At 66.2% G+C, this 18021-nt stretch carries 17 protein-coding genes and 1 pseudogene; 16 read left to right on the forward strand and 2 right to left on the reverse strand.

Translation table 11 applies throughout. From position 1 onward, the window contains the following. From QOI01_RS26250 to QOI01_RS26320, 15 genes are all read left to right on the forward strand, one after another. Positions 1–535, forward strand: a 535-nt coding sequence (locus QOI01_RS26250) for an AMP-binding enzyme (RefSeq protein ID WP_526386093.1), incomplete at its 5' end; no start/stop codon positions are given. A 314-nt stretch (positions 536–849) separates the two neighbouring features. Beyond that, a complete protein-coding gene (locus QOI01_RS26255) occupies positions 850–1566 on the forward strand; it encodes an MlaE family ABC transporter permease (protein ID WP_526386108.1) in 717 nt (238 codons plus the stop codon). 1 nt (position 1567) lies between these two features. Further along, a complete protein-coding gene (locus QOI01_RS26260) occupies positions 1568–2437 on the forward strand; it encodes an MlaE family ABC transporter permease (RefSeq protein ID WP_526386094.1) in 870 nt (289 codons plus the stop codon). 3 nt (positions 2438–2440) lie between these two features. Continuing rightward, a complete protein-coding gene (locus tag QOI01_RS26265; RefSeq protein WP_526386095.1) occupies positions 2441–3670 on the forward strand; it encodes an MCE family protein in 1230 nt (409 codons plus the stop codon). Continuing rightward, entirely contained in the window at positions 3667–4698 is a 1032-nt protein-coding gene (locus QOI01_RS26270; RefSeq protein WP_526386096.1) for an MCE family protein, read from the forward strand. Before QOI01_RS26265 ends, QOI01_RS26270 begins: the two co-directional genes overlap by 4 nt. After that, entirely contained in the window at positions 4695–6293 is a 1599-nt protein-coding gene (locus tag QOI01_RS26275; protein ID WP_526386097.1) for a virulence factor Mce family protein, read from the forward strand. Before QOI01_RS26270 ends, QOI01_RS26275 begins: the two co-directional genes overlap by 4 nt. A 12-nt stretch (positions 6294–6305) precedes the next feature. Then, positions 6306–7940: a virulence factor Mce family protein gene (locus QOI01_RS26280; protein ID WP_526386098.1), complete on the forward strand. Its 1635-nt coding sequence runs from the start codon at positions 6306–6308 to the stop codon at positions 7938–7940. Further along, the gene (locus QOI01_RS26285; RefSeq protein ID WP_526386099.1) at positions 7940–9094 is read left to right on the forward strand and encodes a virulence factor Mce family protein; all 1155 of its coding nucleotides are present in this window, start codon (positions 7940–7942) and stop codon (positions 9092–9094) included. The genes QOI01_RS26280 and QOI01_RS26285 overlap by 1 nt, the downstream gene beginning before the upstream one ends. Positions 9095–9097: 3 nt before the next feature. Then, positions 9098–10648 carry a virulence factor Mce family protein gene (locus tag QOI01_RS26290; RefSeq protein WP_526386100.1) on the forward strand — a complete coding sequence of 517 codons (1551 nt, stop codon included), beginning with the start codon at positions 9098–9100 and terminating at the stop codon, positions 10646–10648. Next, positions 10618–11280, forward strand: coding sequence for an Rv1363c family protein (locus QOI01_RS26295; protein WP_526386101.1), 663 nt, complete (start codon positions 10618–10620; stop codon positions 11278–11280). Before QOI01_RS26290 ends, QOI01_RS26295 begins: the two co-directional genes overlap by 31 nt. After that, positions 11277–12308: an RDD family protein gene (locus QOI01_RS26300; RefSeq protein ID WP_526386102.1), complete on the forward strand. Its 1032-nt coding sequence runs from the start codon at positions 11277–11279 to the stop codon at positions 12306–12308. The genes QOI01_RS26295 and QOI01_RS26300 overlap by 4 nt, the downstream gene beginning before the upstream one ends. Further along, a complete protein-coding gene (locus tag QOI01_RS26305; protein ID WP_526386103.1) occupies positions 12305–12865 on the forward strand; it encodes an Rv1363c family protein in 561 nt (186 codons plus the stop codon). Before QOI01_RS26300 ends, QOI01_RS26305 begins: the two co-directional genes overlap by 4 nt. Next, a complete protein-coding gene (locus QOI01_RS26310; protein ID WP_526386104.1) occupies positions 12832–13791 on the forward strand; it encodes a mammalian cell entry protein in 960 nt (319 codons plus the stop codon). The genes QOI01_RS26305 and QOI01_RS26310 overlap by 34 nt, the downstream gene beginning before the upstream one ends. A gap of 13 nt (positions 13792–13804) precedes the next feature. Beyond that, positions 13805–14500 (forward strand): YoaK family protein, encoded by a 696-nt coding sequence (locus tag QOI01_RS26315; protein ID WP_526386105.1) that lies wholly within the window; start codon positions 13805–13807, stop codon positions 14498–14500. A gap of 9 nt (positions 14501–14509) precedes the next feature. Further along, positions 14510–15340 (forward strand): SDR family NAD(P)-dependent oxidoreductase, encoded by an 831-nt coding sequence (locus tag QOI01_RS26320; protein ID WP_526386106.1) that lies wholly within the window; start codon positions 14510–14512, stop codon positions 15338–15340. Between the two features lie 9 nt (positions 15341–15349). On the opposite strand, the pseudogene QOI01_RS26325 reads toward QOI01_RS26320, so the two are convergent. After that, positions 15350–16294 (reverse strand): annotated as a pseudogene (locus QOI01_RS26325) (phosphodiester glycosidase family protein); the annotation flags it as partial. Between the two features lie 176 nt (positions 16295–16470). On the opposite strand from QOI01_RS26325, the gene QOI01_RS26330 reads away from it, so the two are divergent. Beyond that, a complete protein-coding gene (locus tag QOI01_RS26330; protein ID WP_526386107.1) occupies positions 16471–16698 on the forward strand; it encodes an SRPBCC family protein in 228 nt (75 codons plus the stop codon). Between the two features lie 33 nt (positions 16699–16731). Here the strand turns inward: QOI01_RS26330 and QOI01_RS26335 are convergent, their stop codons facing one another. Further along, a complete protein-coding gene (locus QOI01_RS26335; RefSeq protein ID WP_526386109.1) occupies positions 16732–18018 on the reverse strand; it encodes a PQQ-dependent sugar dehydrogenase in 1287 nt (428 codons plus the stop codon). Between the last annotated feature and the right edge of the window lie 3 nt (positions 18019–18021).

The following is an 18021-nucleotide window of genomic DNA, read 5'->3' on the forward strand; positions in this document are numbered from 1 at the left end:
CGTAGGAGAGATTGTGTACCGGGCACCGACGTTGATGGCGGGCTACTGGAACAACCCCGAGGCCACCGCCGAGGCGTTCGCGGGCGGTTGGTTCCACTCCGGTGACCTCGTCCGGCAGGACGACGAGGGCTACGTCTGGGTCGTCGACCGCAAGAAGGACATGATCATCTCGGGCGGAGAGAACATCTACTGCGCCGAAGTCGAGAACGTGCTCGCCGGGCACCCCTCGATCGGAGAGGCGGCCGTGATCGGCCGCCCGCACGACAGGTGGGGCGAGGTTCCCGTGGCGATCGTGGCCCTCGGCGCAGCCGCCCGGTCCGGTCTCACCTTGGGCGACCTTGAAGAATTCCTCGCCGAGCGGCTCGCGAGATACAAGCACCCGAAGGCACTCGTTGTGGTCGAGGCGCTGCCTCGCAACCCGGCGGGCAAAGTACTGAAGACGGAACTGAGAGTGCGCTTCGGCACGGCGCAATCCATTGACGCTGGCGAAAGTTTAACTGCGCCAACGGTTTCAGCCACATCGACGGAAGCCTGATCCGCAGCGATGGGTTTGCTAACGGTTGCATACTCAATCCTGCCGATGCGGCGCACACGCCGAATACCATCAGGTACTCTCCTGTGGTCCGTCTTACTACCCATGAGTAGGGAGACAGTGGTCACACACACGGAGCTGGGGCAAGGGCAAGGAGGAGGCGTGCGACAGGTTCTGCCGTTGCGCCGCAGTGATCGCGGCTTCGTCACCCACGAGACAGCGAGACGCAGGCCGTGACCGCCCAAACGCCCGGTTTGTTCGACTACGTCCGCGATCAGACTAGGCCAGGCCTCGAGGCCGTCGGCGGCTTCGTGAAGATGTGCGTGCTCACGGGTAAGGCGTTGTTCCGCCGGCCGTTCCAGACGCGCGAGTTCATCCTCCAGGGCTGGTTCCTGATGAGGGTCGCGTTCCTGCCCACGATCGCGGTCGCCATCCCGCTGACGGTGCTCATCATCTTCACGCTGAACATCCTGCTGGCGGAGTTCGGCGCCGCCGACATCTCTGGAGCGGGTGCCGCGCTTGGAGCGGTAACCCAGCTCGGGCCGCTGGTGACCGTGCTGGTCGTGGCCGGTGCCGGCTCGACCGCCATCTGCGCCGACATCGGCGCCAGGACCATCCGCGAGGAGATCGACGCCCTCGAGGTGCTCGGCATCGACCCGATTCACCGCCTCGTCGTTCCCCGTGTGATCGCCTCGACGTTCGTCGCCTTCCTTCTCAACGGCGCCGTGATCACGATCGGTCTCGTCGGTGGATTCGTCTTCGGCGTCTACATTCAGAACATCTCCGCAGGCGCCTACGTGTCGACGTTGACCCTTGTCACCGGCCTGCCGGAGGTCTTGATCTCGGTCATCAAGGCGCTGATCTTCGGCATGATCGCCGGGCTGGTGGGCTGCTACCGCGGCCTCACCGTCTCCGGCGGCGCCAAGGGCGTCGGCACGGCGGTCAACGAGACACTCGTACTCTGCGTCATCGCGTTGTTCGCGGTGAACGTCATCATGACCACCATCGGCGTTCGATTCGGAACGGGGCGCTGACATGTCGACCAGTGCGGTCCTTCGGTCGCGGTTCCCCCGCGCAGTCGCAGGCAGCGAGCGGCTCGCGACCTCGCCGGCCCGCTTCCTCGACAGCATCGGCCACATCGCCTGGTTCGTCGTCACGGCGGTCGGCTCCATCGGCCACGCCTTCCGGTACTACCGCAAGGAGATGCTGCGGCTGGTCGCCGAAATCGGCATGGGCACCGGGGCCATGGCCGTCATCGGTGGCACCGTCGCCATCGTCGGCTTCGTCACCCTCTCCGGTGGCTCGCTGATCGCCATCCAGGGCTTCGCCTCACTGGGCAACATCGGTGTCGAGGCCTTCACGGGATTCTTCGCCGCACTCGTCAACGTCCGCATCGCCGCGCCGGTCGTCGCGGGCCAGGCACTGGCCGCCACGGTCGGCGCAGGCGCGACGGCCGAGTTGGGCGCGATGCGCATCAGCGAGGAGATCGACGCACTCGAGGTCATGGGCATCAAGTCGATCTCGTACCTGGTGTCGACGCGCATCATGGCCGGCTTCGTCGTGATCATCCCGCTGTACGCGATGGCGATCATCATGTCGTTCCTGTCGGCCCAGATCACCACGACGCTGTTCTACGGACAGTCGACGGGCACCTACGAGCACTACTTCCGGACGTTCCTGCGGCCGGACGACGTGGCGTGGTCCTTCGTCCAGGCGATCATCATCTCGGTCATCGTCATGCTGAACCACTGCTACTACGGCTTCTACGCCAGCGGCGGCCCGGTCGGTGTCGGCGAGGCCGTCGGCCGGTCGATGCGCGCATCGCTGATCGCGATCGTCCTCGTGGTCCTGTTCGCTTCGTTGGCGCTCTACGGCACCAACGCAAACTTCAACCTGACGGTGTAGCCGATGACCGCCCCAGGCCAGACGCAATCACCAATCAACCAGCCGCGGACGCCACCGTACAAAGTGGCCGGGCTGGTCCTGCTGCTGATCTTCGTCGTCGTCGTCGGTCTCGTCTGGATGCAGTTCCGGGGTGACTTCGCCGAACCGGAGAAGTTGACGCTGATCTCGTCGCGCTCGGGCCTGTCGATGGACCCCGGCTCGAAGGTCACCTACAACGGTGTCGAGATCGGCCGGGTCGCCGACATCGTCGCGATCAACCAGGGCGACGTGCAGAAGGCTCAGGTCACCCTCGACGTCGACAAGCAGTTCATCCACCTGATCCCGAAGAACGTCGACGCCCAGATCAAGGCGACCACGGTGTTCGGCAACAAGTACGTGGCGTTCGCCTCGCCGAAGGACCCCTCGCCCGAGCGGGTCTCCCCAGCGAAGCCGATCGACGTGTCGTCGGTGACCACCGAGTTCAACACCCTCTTCGAGACCGTCGTGTCGGTGGCGCAGAAGGTGGACCCGGTCAAGCTCAACGAGACGCTGACCGCCACGGCGCAGGCGCTCGACGGATTGGGCGAGCGGTTCGGCCAGTCTATCGAGAACGGCAACGCGATCCTGGCCGACGTCAACCCGCTCATGCCGCGGATCCGTCAGGACAACCAGCGCCTGGCCGACCTGGCCGACGTGTACGCCGGCGCCGCACCGGACCTGTTCGACGGGCTGAAGAACGCGGTGACGACCGCCAAGGCGCTCAACGACGAGCAGGGCAACGTCGACAAGGCCCTGATGGCCTCGGTCGGGTTCGGCAACACCGCCGGCGAGGTCTTCGAGAAGGGGGGCCCGTACCTGGTGCGCAGCGCCGCGGACCTGCGTCCGACGACCGCCCTGCTCGATGAGTACAGCCCGATGCTGTTCTGCACCATCCGCAACTACCACGACGTCGATCCGAAGATCGCGTCGTCGCTCGGCGGCAACGGCTACTCACTGAACACGCACACCGAGATCCTTGGTGCGGGCAACCCGTACGTGTATCCCGACAACCTGCCGCGGGTCAACGCCCACGGCGGCCCCGAGGGTAGGCCGGGCTGCTGGCAGCCCGTCACCCGCGACCTATGGCCCCAGCCGTACCTGGTGATGGACACCGGTGCCAGCCTCGCTCCCTACAACCACCTCGAACTCGGCCAGCCGTTCGCCATCGAATACGTCTGGGGACGCCAAATCGGGGAGAACACGATCAACCCATGAGAATCACCGGTACAGCGATCAAGCTCGGCGCACTCTCCCTGGTGCTGCTGCTGTTCACCGCGGTCATCATCGTGGTGTTCGGCCAATTGCGCTTCGACCGCACCACGGGTTACTCGGCGATCTTCAAGAACGCCAGCGGCCTGCGCGCGGGCCAGTTCGTCCGTGCCTCGGGCGTCGAGGTCGGCAAGGTCAGCAAGGTCGAGCTCGTCAACGGTGGCAATGAGGTGCAGATCGACTTCAATGTCGACCGGTCGCTGGAGCTGTTCCAGGGCACGACGGCGTCCATCCGCTACCTGAACCTGATCGGCGATCGCTACCTGGAACTCAAGCGCGGCGACGACAACACCAAGCTTCCTGCGGGGTCGACGATTCCAGACACCCGCACCGAGCCGGCACTGGACCTCGATGCGCTGATCGGCGGTTTCCGGCCACTCTTCAGGGCCTTGGACCCAGACAAGGTCAACAACATCGCCCAGTCGATCATCACGATCTTTCAGGGCCAGGGCGGCACCATCAACGACATCCTCGACCAGACCGCGTCGCTGACGGCGGCGCTCGCCGACCGCGACCAGGCCATCGGCGAGGTGGTGCGCAACCTCAACACCGTGCTCGACACCACCGTCAAGCACCAGCAGCAGTTCGACGACACGGTGAAGAACTTCGAGACGCTGATCACCGGTCTGAAGAACCGCGCCGACCCGATCGCGACGTCCGTCGCCGACATCAGCGACGCCGCGGGCTCCGTCTCCGACCTGCTCGGCGACAACCGCCCACTGCTGCAGAGGACTGTCACCGACCTCGAGATCATCCAGCAGCCGCTGGTCGACCAGAAGGATCAGTTGAACGACACACTGACCAAGATCCCCGCCGCGCTGAAGATCATCGGGCGCGCCGGCGGCATCTACGGCGACTTCTTCAACTTCTACGCCTGCGACATCACGCTGAAGTTGAACGGTCTGCAGCCGGGCGGGCCGGTCCGGACCGTCAGGATCACGTCGCAGCCGTCCGGTAGGTGCACACCGCAATGAGGTCTATCGAGGGCAGCAACCGGACCCACAACGGGTTGATGGGCATCATCATCCTGGTGTTGGTCATCGGCGTGGGCCAGAGCTTCGCCAGCGTGCCGATGATCTTCGCGACGCCGACGTACTTCGCGCAGTTCACCGATACCGGCGGCCTCAACACCGGCGACAAGGTGCGCGTCTCCGGCGTCGACGTCGGCGTGGTCCGCTCGCTGGAGATCAGCGGGGACAAGGTGCTGATCGGGTATTCGCTCGACGGAGTCAAGATCGGCACCGACAGCCGGGCCAACATCCGCACCGACACGATCCTCGGCCGGAAGAACCTCGAGATCCAGCCCAAGGGCTCGAAGACGTTGGGCGCCAACGGCGTTCTGCCATTGGGGCAGACCACCACGCCCTACCAGATCTACGACGCCTTCTTCGACCTGACCAAGGCCGCCTCCGGCTGGGACACCCAGTCGGTGAAGAAGTCACTGAACGTGCTGTCGGAGACCATCGACCAGACCTATCCGCATCTCAGCGCGGCACTCGACGGCGTGGCCCGGTTCTCCGACACCATCGGCAAGCGCGACGAGGACATCAAGCACCTGCTGGCCAACGCCAACAAGATCGCCGGTGTGCTCGGCAGTCGCAGCGGTCAGATCAACTCGCTGTTGGTGAACGCAAAGACCCTGCTGGCCGCCGTCAATGAGCGCTCGTATGCCGTTGGCCAGCTGCTGGAGCGGGTGTCGGCGTTCTCCCAAGCGGTGCGCGGCTTCATCAACGACAACCCGAACCTGAACAAGGTGTTGACGCAGCTGAACACCATCAGTGATGTCCTGGTGGCCAGGAAGTACGACCTGGTCGACACGCTGACGTCGCTGAGCAAGTTCACCGCGTCGCTGGCCGAGGCCATCGCCTCCGGCCCGTTCTTCAAGGTGATGATCGTCAATCTCCTGCCGTACCAGATCATTCAGCCGTGGGTCGACGCCGCCTTCAAGAAGCGGGGCATCGATCCCGAGGAGTTCTGGCGCAACGCCGGCCTGCCTTCGTTCCGATACCCGGACCCCAATGGCCAGCGGTTCCCCAACGGTGCACCGCCGCAGGCTCCGACGCCGTTGGAGGGCACCCCCGAACACCCCGGCCCCGCGGTGATCGCAGGCTCGCCGTGCTCCTACGCACCGGGCCCCGGCAACTTCCCGACGCCGGGGAATCCGATGCCGTGTGCCAACACTCCGGTGGGCCCGTTCGGTGACAACCCCTACGGCGCCAACAGCTACGGCCCGCCGGACGTGCTCGGTGCACCGCCGAATCCGAATGCGCCGCCGCCCGCACCGGGCGTACCGAGTGCCGCCTTCCCCGGGGAGTTCTCGCCGCCGGTTCAGGGCGTCCCCTCCGCGCCGCTCGCGCCGGGCAATCCGGGGGCCCGCACCGTTCCGATCACGCCGGGCCCGTCCGATCCGTACATCGCTCCAGGATCGCTGCAGGGTGACGGCACTTCTCCGCTGCCGCCCGCACTCACGGGACCGCCCCCGCCTCCCGGCCCGGGACCATCGATCGGTGGCGGCGGCGAGCCGCTGCCCGGCAACCCACCGTTCCTTCCGCCCGGATCACAAGGTTAGGGGGCAGGAGAGATGTCGACGATCTTCAACGTCCGAAACATGAAGATGCCCGCCCTGACCAAGGGGGCGGTGATCATCGGCGCGATCATCGTGATCGTCGCGGTAGTCGCCGCGTTCCTGGGCTGGCACCTGTACAAGAAGCTGACCACGAACACGGTGGTCGCCGAGTTCCCGCAGACGCTGGCGCTGTACCCCGGCGACAAGGTCCAGATCATGGGCGTGCGGGTCGGTTCGATCGACAAGATCGAGCCCGCTGGCGACAAGATGCGGGTGACGTTCAACTACGAGTCGAAGTACAAGGTTCCGGCGAACGCCTCGGCGTCGATCCTGAACCCGAGTCTGGTGTCGTCGCGGACCATTCAGCTCTCGCCGCCGTACACAGGTGGCCCGGTGATGCAGAGCGGTGCGGTCATTCCGGAGGACCGCACCCAGATACCGGTCGAGTACGACGAACTGCGCGACTCGCTCAATCGCATCCTGATCGATCTCGGACCCACCAAGGAACAGCCCAAGGGTCCGTTCGGTGACGTCATCGAGTCCTTCTCCAACGGCCTTGCCGGCAAGGGCGAGGAGATCAACAAGACGTTGAACAGCCTCTCCGAGGCGTTGACGACCCTGAACTCCGGTCGCGGCGACTTCTTCGGCGTGGTGAAGAGCCTGGCGCTCTTCGTCAATGCGCTCCACAAGAGCGATCAGCAGTTCGTCGCCCTCAACGACAACCTCGCGCAGTTCACGAACTCGTTCACGAACTCCGACCGCGAGGTGGCCAACGCCGTTCAGGATCTGAACCAGCTGCTCACCACGACGCGGGGGTTCCTCGACCAGAACTCGACGGTCCTGACCAAGGACGTCAACAACCTCGCCGAAGTGACCAACGCGATCCTGCAGCCCGCACCGCTCAAGGGCCTGGAAACCGGCCTGCACGTGTACCCGAACCTGGCGGCCAACATCGTCAACATCTCGTCGCCCAACGCGGGCGGCATCGTCGGTCTGCCGACCATCAACCAGTTTGCCAACCCCATGCAGTTCCTGTGCAGCTCGATCCAGGCCGGCAGCCGGCTGGGTTACCAGGATTCGGCGGAGCTGTGCGCGCAGTACCTGGCGCCGATCCTCGACGCCATCAAGTTCAACACGTTGCCGTTCGGGCTGAACATGCTCAGCACGGCGATGACGCTGCCCAAGCAGATCTCCTACTCCGAACCGCGTCTGCAGCCGCCGCCCGGGTACAAGGACACGACGGTGCCCGGCATCTTCTCGCGCGACACGCTGTTCTCACACGGCAACCACGAGCCGGGCTGGGTCGTGGCACCCGGCATGCAGGGCGTCGAGACGCAGCCCTTCACGCAGAACATGCTGACGCCCGAGTCGCTGGCCGAACTCATGGGTGGGCCCGACATCGCGCCGCCGCCTGCTCCGTACGCGTTCGGGGTCAACGACGGCCGGCTGCCAGGCCCGCCGGATGCCTACGGCGAGAACAGTCCGCTGCCACCGCCGTGGTACCCGCAGCCGGGTCCGCCGCCGGTACCGGCGCCGGGTGTGATTCCCGGTGATCCGCTCGCAGCGATCACCCCTGCCGCTGGACCGGCGCCCGACGCCGCTCCCGCGCCGGCAGGACCACCGCTGCCCGCTGAAGCAGGAGCCGGTTGATGAGCCGCTTGCGTGTGAAGTTGAGGACCGTCGTCCGGCGGGGCGGAGCGTTGCTCGTCGCCGGGCTGATCCTGACGTCGTGTGGCTGGAAGGGCATCGCGAACGTGCCCATGCCGGGCGGTGCGGGCTCTGGTACGGACAACATGACGATCTACGTTCAGATGCCGGACACGTTGGCGCTCAACGTGAACAGCCGCGTCCGCGTTGCCGACGTCTTCGTCGGTAGCGTGCGGGCGATCGAGCTGAAGAACTGGGTCGCGACGCTGACGCTGGACGTCCAGCCCAATCTGAAGCTGCCGTACAACACGTTGGCCTCGATCGGCCAGACGTCGCTGCTCGGCTCGCAGCACGTCCAACTCGATCCGCCGAAAGACCCGTCGAGTCAGCTGTTGAAGAGCGGCGACACCATCCCGCTCGACCACTCGAGTTCGTTCCCGACCACCGAGCGAACGCTGGCGAGCATCGGCACCATCCTGACCGGCGGCGGCATTCCCAACCTCGTGACAATCCAGACCGAGGTCGCCAACATCCTCACCGGACGCGGCGATCAGATTCGCGAATTCCTGGGCAGGCTGGACACTTTCACGGCTTCGCTCAACGACCAACGCCAGGACATCACCCGTGCGATCGACTCGACGAACCGACTGTTGGCCATCGTGGCGCAGCGCAACGACACCCTGGACCGCGTGCTCACCGAGTTCCCCCCGCTGATCAAGCACTTCGCCGATACCAGGGACCTGTTCGCCGACGCGGTGATCGCCCTCGGGCGCGTCAGCAAGGCCACCGACGATGCGCTGTCACAGGCGAATCCGGACATCACGGCCAATCTGAAGAACCTGCAGCGGCCGCTCGTCCAGCTTGGCAAGGCGTCGCCGTATCTCCTCGGCGCGCTGAAGGTGATCGGAACTGCACCGTTCAGCATCGAGAACGTCCCGAAGGCCATCCGCGGCGACTACATCAACGTGTCGCTGAACGTGGACCTGACGCTGTCGGCGATCGACAACGGATTCCTCAGCGGCACCGGTGTGTCCGGCATGCTGAGGGCCCTCGAACAGTCATGGGGTCGCGATCCGAGCACGATGATCCCGGACATTCGGTTCACCCCGAACCCGCACGACGCGCCAGGCGGACCGCTGGTCGAGAGAGGTGAGTGAGCGATGCTGACCCGCTTCATCAAGATTCAGCTGATCGTCTTCACGATCCTGACGATCATCGCGCTGGTCGTACTGGGCTGGTACTACCTGCGCCTACCGAGCGTGGCAGGCATCGGGCAATACAAGCTTTACGCCGACCTGCCGCGGTCCGGTGGCCTGTACTCGACGGCCAACGTCACGTACCTGGGCACCCAGATCGGCAAGGTCACCGAAGTGGTGCCCACCGAGCGCGGTGCGCGGGCCACGATGAGCATCGACAGTGACATCAAGATTCCCGCTGATGCCACTGCGAACGTGCACTCCGTCTCGGCGATCGGCGAGCAGTACCTCGACCTGGTCTCGACCTCGGACACGCACGGCAAGTACCTGTCGCCGGGGACGACGATCACCAACAGCACCGTGCCCAGCGAGGTCGGCCCCGCGCTCGACGCCGCGAACAACGGTCTTGCGGTGCTGCCGAAGGAGAAGATCGACTCGCTGCTGACGGAGACGTCTCAGGCGGTGGGCGGGCTGGGCCCGGCGCTGCAACGCCTCGTCGACTCCACGACCGCGATCGCCAGCGACTTCAAGGACAATCTGGGTCCGGTCAACGACGTCATCAACAATTCGACTCCGATTCTGCAGAGCCAGGTCGACTCGGGCGACGCCATTTCCCGGTGGGCGGCAAACCTGAACACCATCACATCGCAGACGGCGGAGCAGGATCAGGCGTTGCGCAGCAGTCTGCAGCAGGCCGCCCCGACGGCCGATCAGCTCAACGCCGTCTTCGGTGACGTGCGCGATGCGCTGCCCCAGACGCTCGCAAATCTGGCGATCGTCACCGACCTCCTCAAGCGGTACCACGCGGGCCTCGAGCAGGCGCTGGTGATTCTTCCGCAGGGGGCGACCGTCGCGCAGGCCGCGACGGTCTTCCCCGGCGAAGGCCTCCTGCACGTCGGCCTGTCGCTCGGCCAGCCGCCGCCATGCCTGACCGGTTTCCTTCCGGCATCGGAATGGCGTGCGCCCGCCGACACCACGACGAAACCGCTGCCCGACGGGTTGTACTGCAAGATCCCGAAGGACACCCCGGCGAACGTCGTTCGCGGCGCGCGCAACTATCCGTGCGTCGACGTGCCTGGCAAGCGCGCGGCAACGCCGGAGGAATGCCGCAGCAACACGCCGTATGAGCCGCTGGGCACCAACCCCTGGTACGGCGATCCGAACCAGATCCTGACGTGCCCGGCGGCCGGAGCGCGATGCGACCAACCAGTGAAGCCTGGCTACGTCGTGCCAGCGCCGTCGATCAACAACGGCATGAACCCGTTGCCTGCCGATCAGTTGCCGCCGCCGATCTTGCCGACGAGCGACCCGTTGACGGCCCCTGGCCAGGGAACAGTCGCCTGCAGTGGCCAGCAGCCGAACCCATGCATCTACACTCCGGCATCGGGTCCCTCGGCGATCTACAACCCGTCCAGCGGCCAGGTCGTCGGACCTGACGGAGTCCAGTACTCCGTCACCAACTCAAGTGATCCAGGAGAGAACGGATGGAAGGAGATGCTGGCACCAGCCGGCTGAACCCCACCGGAGGGCAGGAGCGAAGCGACCCGGGAGTAGACATCCCTCTAGCTACCGACGCGTCGGACGAGTCCGACGCACGATCCGAAGATTTGCAGGACCTGACTGCAGAGGACATCCCAGTGCGCCGTCAGGAGCGGTTCGGCCGCGGCTGGCTGGTGGCATTATGCGCATGCCTGATCCTGCTGACCGCCGGCGTCGCGGTCGGCGGATTCCTCGCCCTACGGTCGCACGACCAGAGTGAGGCGATCGCCCGCGAGGATGCGGTCGCCCTCGAGCGTGCCAAGGACTGCGTCTCGGCCACCCAGGCCCCGGACGTCGCCGCGATGACGGCAAGCCAGACCAAGATCATCGAATGTGCGACCGGTGACTTCGCGGTCCAGGCCAACCTGTTCACCAGCATGTTGGTCGAGGCGTACCAGGCTGCCAACGTGGCGGTTCAGGTATCCGACATGCGCGGAGCGGTCGAGAAGCACAACGACGATGGTTCGGTCGACGTGCTCGTGGCGATGCGGGTGAAGGTGACCAACTCCCAGGCCGCCGATCAGGAGCAGGGTTACCGCCTGCGCGTGAACATGGCGCCCGCCGACGGAACGTACAAGGTCAATCGGCTGGACCAGGTCACGTCGTGACTGCGCTTCTGGAGCAAGACACCGAACTGCTGACCGCGGACGACGCCGCCCTGCGGTACGCCTCCTGGCACGCACGGGCGGGTGCGATGGCGCTGGACGTCTTGCCCGGTGTGGCCGTGATCGCGACGATGGCGTTGTTGGCCTACACGACGCCGCCGTTCGGCGCGCTGTGGTGGGTGTTCATGGGCGCACTAGGGGTGGCGGTCCTCGGGACGCTCGTCAATCGCGTGGTATTTCCGTCGATGGTCGGCTGGTCCCTGGGGCGTGCAGTCGTCGGGATCCGCGTCACGACGCCCGCTGGTGGCCCCGTCGGCGGCTTCCGGCTGCTCGGCCGCGAGATCGCGCACCTCCTCGACACGGCCGCGCTGTTCATCGGTTGGCTTTGGCCGCTGTGGGACAAGCGACACCGTACGTTCGCCGACCTGTTGCTCCGCACCGAGGTCCGTGTCGTCGAGGACCCCGCCGCGACACCGGTCCGCAACGTCCGACGCGTCGCCGGGATCGTGCTCGTCGTAGCGGCCCTGCTGGGGGCGGCCGGCGGCGGGCTGGGTTATCTGCAGGTCTACCGGCACGACCGTGCCGTCGAGCAGGCGCGAGTGCAGATCACCGAGCAGGGCCCGCGGATCGTCGAGCAGTTGTTGAGTTACGGCAGCCAGACGGTCGGTGACGACTTCGCGAGGGCACAGACGCTGGCGACGGACGCCTACCGGCCGTTGTTGACCGCCCAGCAGGAGTCCGTGCGGAAGTCCGGCATCACCGACAACGAGTACTGGGCGGTGAGCAGCGCGGTGCTGTCGGTGAGTACCGACAAGGCAGCCATGCTGTTGGCCCTTCAGGGCCAGCGGGGATCGGATGCTGCGAAACTGAGGTTCATCACCGCCACCGTGCGGGCCGACTTCGAGAAGTCCGGTGACCACTGGCGGGTCGCGGTTCTCACAGTCCTGAAGAAGCCTCTGACGGGCCAACAGAATCAAGCGCCCCCGCCCTCGGCCCCACCCGGCACACCACCGAGCGGGTCCGGACGATGAGCCCCCGTCGCAAGATCGAGACGGCCGACCTTGAGTTCTTCTCGGTGCAGGCGCGCGCACCGAAGAAGCCGGTGCGGTGGGGACTTCCGCTGACGGCCTTCCTCGCGTTCGTCCTGGCCGCCGCGGCCATCGCAGGAAGCGTCTTCATGCTGGTCGGCCACGAGAGCTATCGGCGCACCGAGGTAAGGGATGCGTCTGCGCTTGGCTACGTACGCGGGTTCATGACTACTTACACGACGCTGGATCCGTTCCACGCCAACGACTATGCGAACAGAGTCCTGGCGCAGGGAACGGGGGACTTCGCCAAGTCCTTCAAGGAGAGGCTGAACGAGATCGTGGTTCAGGTCGCGCGTGCCGAACCCACTACGGGAAGCGTGCTGGAGGCTGGCGTCCAACGCTGGAATGACAACGGCAGCGCCGACGTGCTGGTGGCGACCACGGTCAAGTCCACCGCTCCCGACGGCAAGACCCCCATCGAGAGCGGAACCCGTTGGGTCGTCACGACTATCGAGGAGGGGCAGCAGTGGAAGATCAGCCAACTGATTCAAGTGATCTGACCGCCGACACCACCGCCGCCGTCCCCCGGGGGAAGGCGGCGCACAACCGCCATCGACTGCCGCGGCAGAAGGCGCAGCAGTTCGGAGAGGCGGATGCCGCCGACGAGGCGGGCACCGACGCGCCCGAGACGACCTCGGAGCCAACGGATGCCACGGAGGCCGTCGAGCTCACCAAACCTTCCGCGGAAAGCAGCGAAGCCGACACCAGCGAAACGGCGTGGGTCGAGACGCCCAAGCGCAGGCGCCGGATTCCCTGGCGGCGTGACAGGACGGCCGCCGACGCGCCGTCCGTGAGCCCGCCCGTCGAGGAAGCCGTCGAAGTAGCCGTCGAAGAAGCCGAGGTGTCCGACGACGCTCCGGAACCCGAGACCGTCGAAGAGTCCGCGGAGCCAGTACTCATTGCCCACCGACCTGCGGGGCGGGCGTTGAAGCTCCTCGCGGTGGTCGCGGGCGTGCTATTCGTCTCGGCAGCCGCGTTCGCGGGCGCGACGATTCAGCCCTACCTCGCCGACCGGGCCGCGGTGCAGACCAAGTTCTTGATAGCCGAGACCGCCGCGAACGCGATCACCACACTGTGGACCTACACACCCGATGACATGGACAAGCTGCCGGATCGTTCCGCCAGGTACCTCGGCGGCGACTTCGCGGCCGACTACAAGCGCTACATCGACGCGATCGTCGCACCGAACAAGCAGGCTCAGGTGACCAACAACACCCAGGTCCTCGGCGCAGCCGTGGAGTCGTTGACGCCTACGGACGCCACCGCGATCGTGTACACCAACTCGGTGGCCACCAGCCCCGTCACCAAGGGCATACCGTCCCTGCGGTACCTGTCGTACAGGTTGACGATGAAGCGTCAGGACAATCGCTGGCTGATCACGCAGATGGTGGCCGTGACGAAGCTGGACCTGACACCGCGGCTGTAGCGGTCGTCGCGCGATGGCAGTCGAATCCCCTGTCTCCCAGCGGTTGACGGTCACCGCACTGCTGTTGCTGACGTTCGCCACGGGTCTGGTCGACTCCGTGAGCGTACTCGTGCTTGGACACGTCTTCGTCGCGAACATGACGGGCAACGTGATCTTCCTCGGCTTCTGGTTGGTGCCCCATTCGGGTGTCGATCTGGTCGCCGCCGTGGTGTCGTTCGCGAGTTTCGTCGCCGGGGCCGTGCTCGGTGGCAGGCTGGCACGACACCTGGATGACAACGTCCGCCGCTGGCTCGCCGTGGCGCTGGGTACCGAAATCGTCGTACTGGTGACTCTTTCGATACTCGCCGGTGCTGGTGTTCTGCAGTATCAAGGCGGCGGCGGACGACTGATCCTCATCGCGGGACTAGCCGTCGTCTTCGGCAGTCAGAACGCGACGGCGCGACAGTTCGGGGTGCAGGAACTCAGCACGACGGTGCTGACGCAGACCATCGTCGGCCTTGGCTTGGACAGCAGGCTCGCAGGCGGGACGGGCCAGCGGGAGAAGCTCCGCTTCGGTGTCATCCTCAGCATGTGTGGCGGGGCAGCCGTCGGTGCGACCATGACGTTGTGGACCGTCGCGCCGGTCATCGCCATCGCCGCGGCGGCCGTGGCCGCCAGTGTCGCCATCTTCGCGTTCGGAACGGCCAGGGATCCCAGCGCGAGCAACTAGCCTGGCAGCATGTCATCAGTCCTCGTCACCGGAGCGGCCCGCGGCATCGGCCGCGCGATCACCGAGCATCTCGCGAGTCACGACTGGAACGTCATCGCCGGCGTGCGCACGCAGGCGGATGCCGATGCGGTCGGCGCGGTCGACCCACGGTGCATCACCCCGGTGATCCTCGACGTCACGAACGACGACCACATCGCAGAGCTCGACGCATCCCTACCGGCTCGCTTGGACGCCGTGGTGAACAACGCAGGCATCGCGGTCAGTGGGCCGATTGAGGCAGTTACCACCGCCGACTGGCGAAAGCAGTTGGACGTCAACGTGATCGGTCAACTCGCTGTCACCCGCGCCGTGTTGCCGCGCCTGCGCGAGTCGGGTGGTCGGGTGGTCTTCATCTCCAGCGTCAACGGAAGGGTGTCGTTGCCGATGCTCGGGGCGTACAGCGCCTCCAAGTTCGCCATCGAGGCGGCGGCCGACGCGCTGCGGATGGAGTTGCGACCCTGGCGCCTCCCCGTGGTGATCGTCGAGCCGGCGCAGACCGACACCGACATGTGGCGCACCGCCGACCAGATGGTCGCCGAGACCGAAGCGGCACTCACGCCAGAGCTTCGGGCGCTGTACGTCAGGCACATCGCCGGGATGAAGAAGTTCGTCCCGATCTCGCAGCGCATGGCGGTGCCCACCGAGAAGGTGTCCGCCATCGTCGAGCACGCACTGGTGACGAGGCGCCCGCGGGCGCGCTACGCCGTCGGCGTCGGGCCGCGGTTGCAGGTGGCGCTCGTGCCCAAGCTGCCAGCCGCCGTCAGGGACCTGGTGTTGCGCAAGGTCTCTGGGCAGCCGTAGCAGAGCCGGACGGGGGACGCCCGCGCCCGCCCACATGCCACCGGTGTCGCGACGAAGCACGATCGCCGACGAGCCGCCTCCGTCGAGCAGAATGGCGGTGTCGCTCCCAAGTCCGCGGAACAGATCCTGGATCTGGTCCGGTGTGTAGCTGCCGCCCTGGAAGACGTACATCTCGTCCCTGTCGCGGGCGTACGCGATCGCCGTGCGGGCAGCGCTCGGGCCGCCGTCGTTCATCTGCCCGGTGTCACCGGATGCCATCAGCCCCAGGCCGCTGACCGCGACGACGAACCGGGTGACCGTGTCCATAAGGTCCTTGATGACCGGTGTGGCGGCGTCGTAATCGTTGGGCGCCCTCGGCGAGACGACGAACGGCGCGCCTGCCACGGGCAGGATCATCGTCGACAGGGCCGTCCAAACCTCGTCGCCACCGGAAGGGCCTGTTTGCCCGCGTACGCGAGGGTGCCCGTGACGGCGGCGTTGGCGGGTGCCTCTCCGCGGGTGTTGTCGAAGTAGGCGCCCAGCGGGGAACTGCAGCCGGTCGACTTCCAAGAGCCCCCCTTCGGGCCCCGGATGTCGAAGAAGTTGGCGTTGATCGCAATGGTGGGCTTACCCAATGCTTGCCAGGCCTGGATCGGGGTGAAGGTCTCGGACGCCTGCCAGAGCCCTTCGGACGTCCAGGCCCGTGAATCCTGTTCGCAGCGAGCCTGATAGCCGCGGTGAGAGTCGACGAGAAAGGGGGTCAGCCGCTGTGAGGCCGACTTGATGATCATCAGGTGACCGCCGCCCGTACCCGCTGCCGCCTGCGTTGAGCATCGGCGTTGGGTTGCCGCCGCCGAAGTTGTAGACGAGGTATGAACCGCGCGTGTTGGCGATCGCGCTCGCGAGCAGTTCGCGGCCGTCCGCGGCGCGCGCCACCCGCGCCCCCGACAACGATGCGAGTACGGCAGCCAACATCAGCGTGTAGCCGGCAGCGACGAGTCGCCAGAGCCTTAGGGCAAGACTCGGCACGTTTGGCCCCTTGGAGAACGGGTGTGTGATCGGCTAACCGTAATCACAGCAAACTCTTGGGCAACTTTGGTCTCATCCGCATCACAATTGAGAGCCTCGGCCGAATTGCGTTGTGTCCGAGAGTGTTTGCCAGGAGCAATCGCAGCCTGGTCTTCATTGGGCACAACGACTCGACGTCGGTGGACACCATCACCGTGGACGCATCCGGCGCCGGGTCGGTGATCACCTACAAGGCCGACCTCCAGATGAATGGCGCGGCCAAACTCCCCAGCCCGGCGATGAAGGTTGTTTTCGACAGGCTGGCCAACGACACCGAGAAGCGGATGGCGACGGTCCTCAACGGCCCGTAGGTCAGTGCCTTCGGTTCTTCGTGCAAGCGCTCATCACCGCCCCGGCGGGGCCAGCCGGTAGATGGCGTCGGCGCCGTCATCGGTGATGTAGACCGCTCCGTCGGGCCCTGCCACCGCGGCCACCGGCGTGCCCCAGCGTGATCCGTCCGCAGCCTGGAAGCCGCCGACGAGGCTCTGCTGGTCGCCGAGACCGCCGTTGCGCCAAGGGAAGAAGGACACCGCGGGGGCGCGCGGCGGCTGGCGGTTCCACGATCCGTGCACGCCGACCAGGGCGCCGTGGTCATACGGCGCGGGCAGCACCCCGTCGACGAAGCTCAGTCCGAGTGGCGCAGAGTGTGCGCTGAGACTCTGCTCGATCGGTGGCAGGACGGCGCAGTCGAGCTTGCTGCCGTCGGGGTTGGTCTGGACATCGCGGACCAGGGCCAGGTTCGCCGGGCCCCCGTCGGGATTGCAATAGGGCCAACCCAATTCGCGCCCCTGGGTCAACTTGGCGACCGATTCGGGTGGATGGTCGTTGACGTACTCGGGGACCACCTGGCCGAAGGACGCACCCTGGTCGGGGACCTCGACGTTGTCGCGGTTGTTGACCGCCGTCCACACCGTGCCGTCGGGTGCGATTGCCAGGCCGGTGCCGTTGCGAACGCCGGTCGCGAATGGTTGAAACGGTCCGCCGCCGGGCGGAATCCGCATGATCGTGGCACGTTGTGGAGTGGCGGTCCGATCATCGGGGGAGACGTTGCCCGTAGAGCCGATCGAGAAGTACACGGCGCCATCTGGACCCACCGCCACGCTCTTCAAGGCGTGGGCGTACGCGCCGCCGAGGTCGGGGCTTTGCGTGTCGGGGAGTCCGCCCGCCGCCGTGCGCGGGCGGGTGGCCTTGCCGTCGGCGTAGTCGAATGCATCGATCTGGTCGCTCTCGGCGATGTACAGCGTCGAGCCGGCGAACGCCAGACCATGGGGCTGGTACATGCCCCCGATCAACAGCTGCAGCTGAGGCCCGCCGCCCGTGGGTTGCAGCCGGATGACTTGCCCGGCACTGGGTACCGACACCAGCAGGTCACCGTCCGGGGCCCACGCCATCAGACGCGGCTTTGGCACCCGCGCCCACACCGACATCGTCCAGCCCTTTGGCACCAGCGCCTTTCGTGGCTCGTCGAACGGCACCGCCGCCAAGTCGTCCGGAACCTGGACCGTCACCTCGGCGAGGCCGGCCTCGCCGGGTGCTGGCGTGGTGGTGGTGTCCGACGTTGGCGGGGTGCTCGATGAGCACCCCGCCAACAGAAGGACGACGCCGATGACGCCGAATATCTTACGCTGCAGCCA

The organism is Mycobacterium sp. (genome assembly GCF_032162605.1).
In the GTDB taxonomy this organism is placed as follows: domain Bacteria; phylum Actinomycetota; class Actinomycetes; order Mycobacteriales; family Mycobacteriaceae; genus Mycobacterium.

Coding starts and splice junctions, on each gene's coding strand:
- QOI01_RS26285 (WP_526386099.1), top strand. CDS start 7,940: ATGAGCCGCTTGCGTGTGAAGTTGAGGACCGTCGTCCGGCGGGGCGGA.
- QOI01_RS26265 (WP_526386095.1), top strand. CDS start 2,441: ATGACCGCCCCAGGCCAGACGCAATCACCAATCAACCAGCCGCGGACG.
- QOI01_RS26295 (WP_526386101.1), top strand. CDS start 10,618: ATGGAAGGAGATGCTGGCACCAGCCGGCTGAACCCCACCGGAGGGCAG.
- QOI01_RS26275 (WP_526386097.1), top strand. CDS start 4,695: ATGAGGTCTATCGAGGGCAGCAACCGGACCCACAACGGGTTGATGGGC.
- QOI01_RS26320 (WP_526386106.1), top strand. CDS start 14,510: ATGTCATCAGTCCTCGTCACCGGAGCGGCCCGCGGCATCGGCCGCGCG.
- QOI01_RS26305 (WP_526386103.1), top strand. CDS start 12,305: ATGAGCCCCCGTCGCAAGATCGAGACGGCCGACCTTGAGTTCTTCTCG.
- QOI01_RS26255 (WP_526386108.1), top strand. CDS start 850: ATGTGCGTGCTCACGGGTAAGGCGTTGTTCCGCCGGCCGTTCCAGACG.
- QOI01_RS26260 (WP_526386094.1), top strand. CDS start 1,568: ATGTCGACCAGTGCGGTCCTTCGGTCGCGGTTCCCCCGCGCAGTCGCA.
- QOI01_RS26270 (WP_526386096.1), top strand. CDS start 3,667: ATGAGAATCACCGGTACAGCGATCAAGCTCGGCGCACTCTCCCTGGTG.
- QOI01_RS26290 (WP_526386100.1), top strand. CDS start 9,098: ATGCTGACCCGCTTCATCAAGATTCAGCTGATCGTCTTCACGATCCTG.
- QOI01_RS26280 (WP_526386098.1), top strand. CDS start 6,306: ATGTCGACGATCTTCAACGTCCGAAACATGAAGATGCCCGCCCTGACC.
- QOI01_RS26315 (WP_526386105.1), top strand. CDS start 13,805: ATGGCAGTCGAATCCCCTGTCTCCCAGCGGTTGACGGTCACCGCACTG.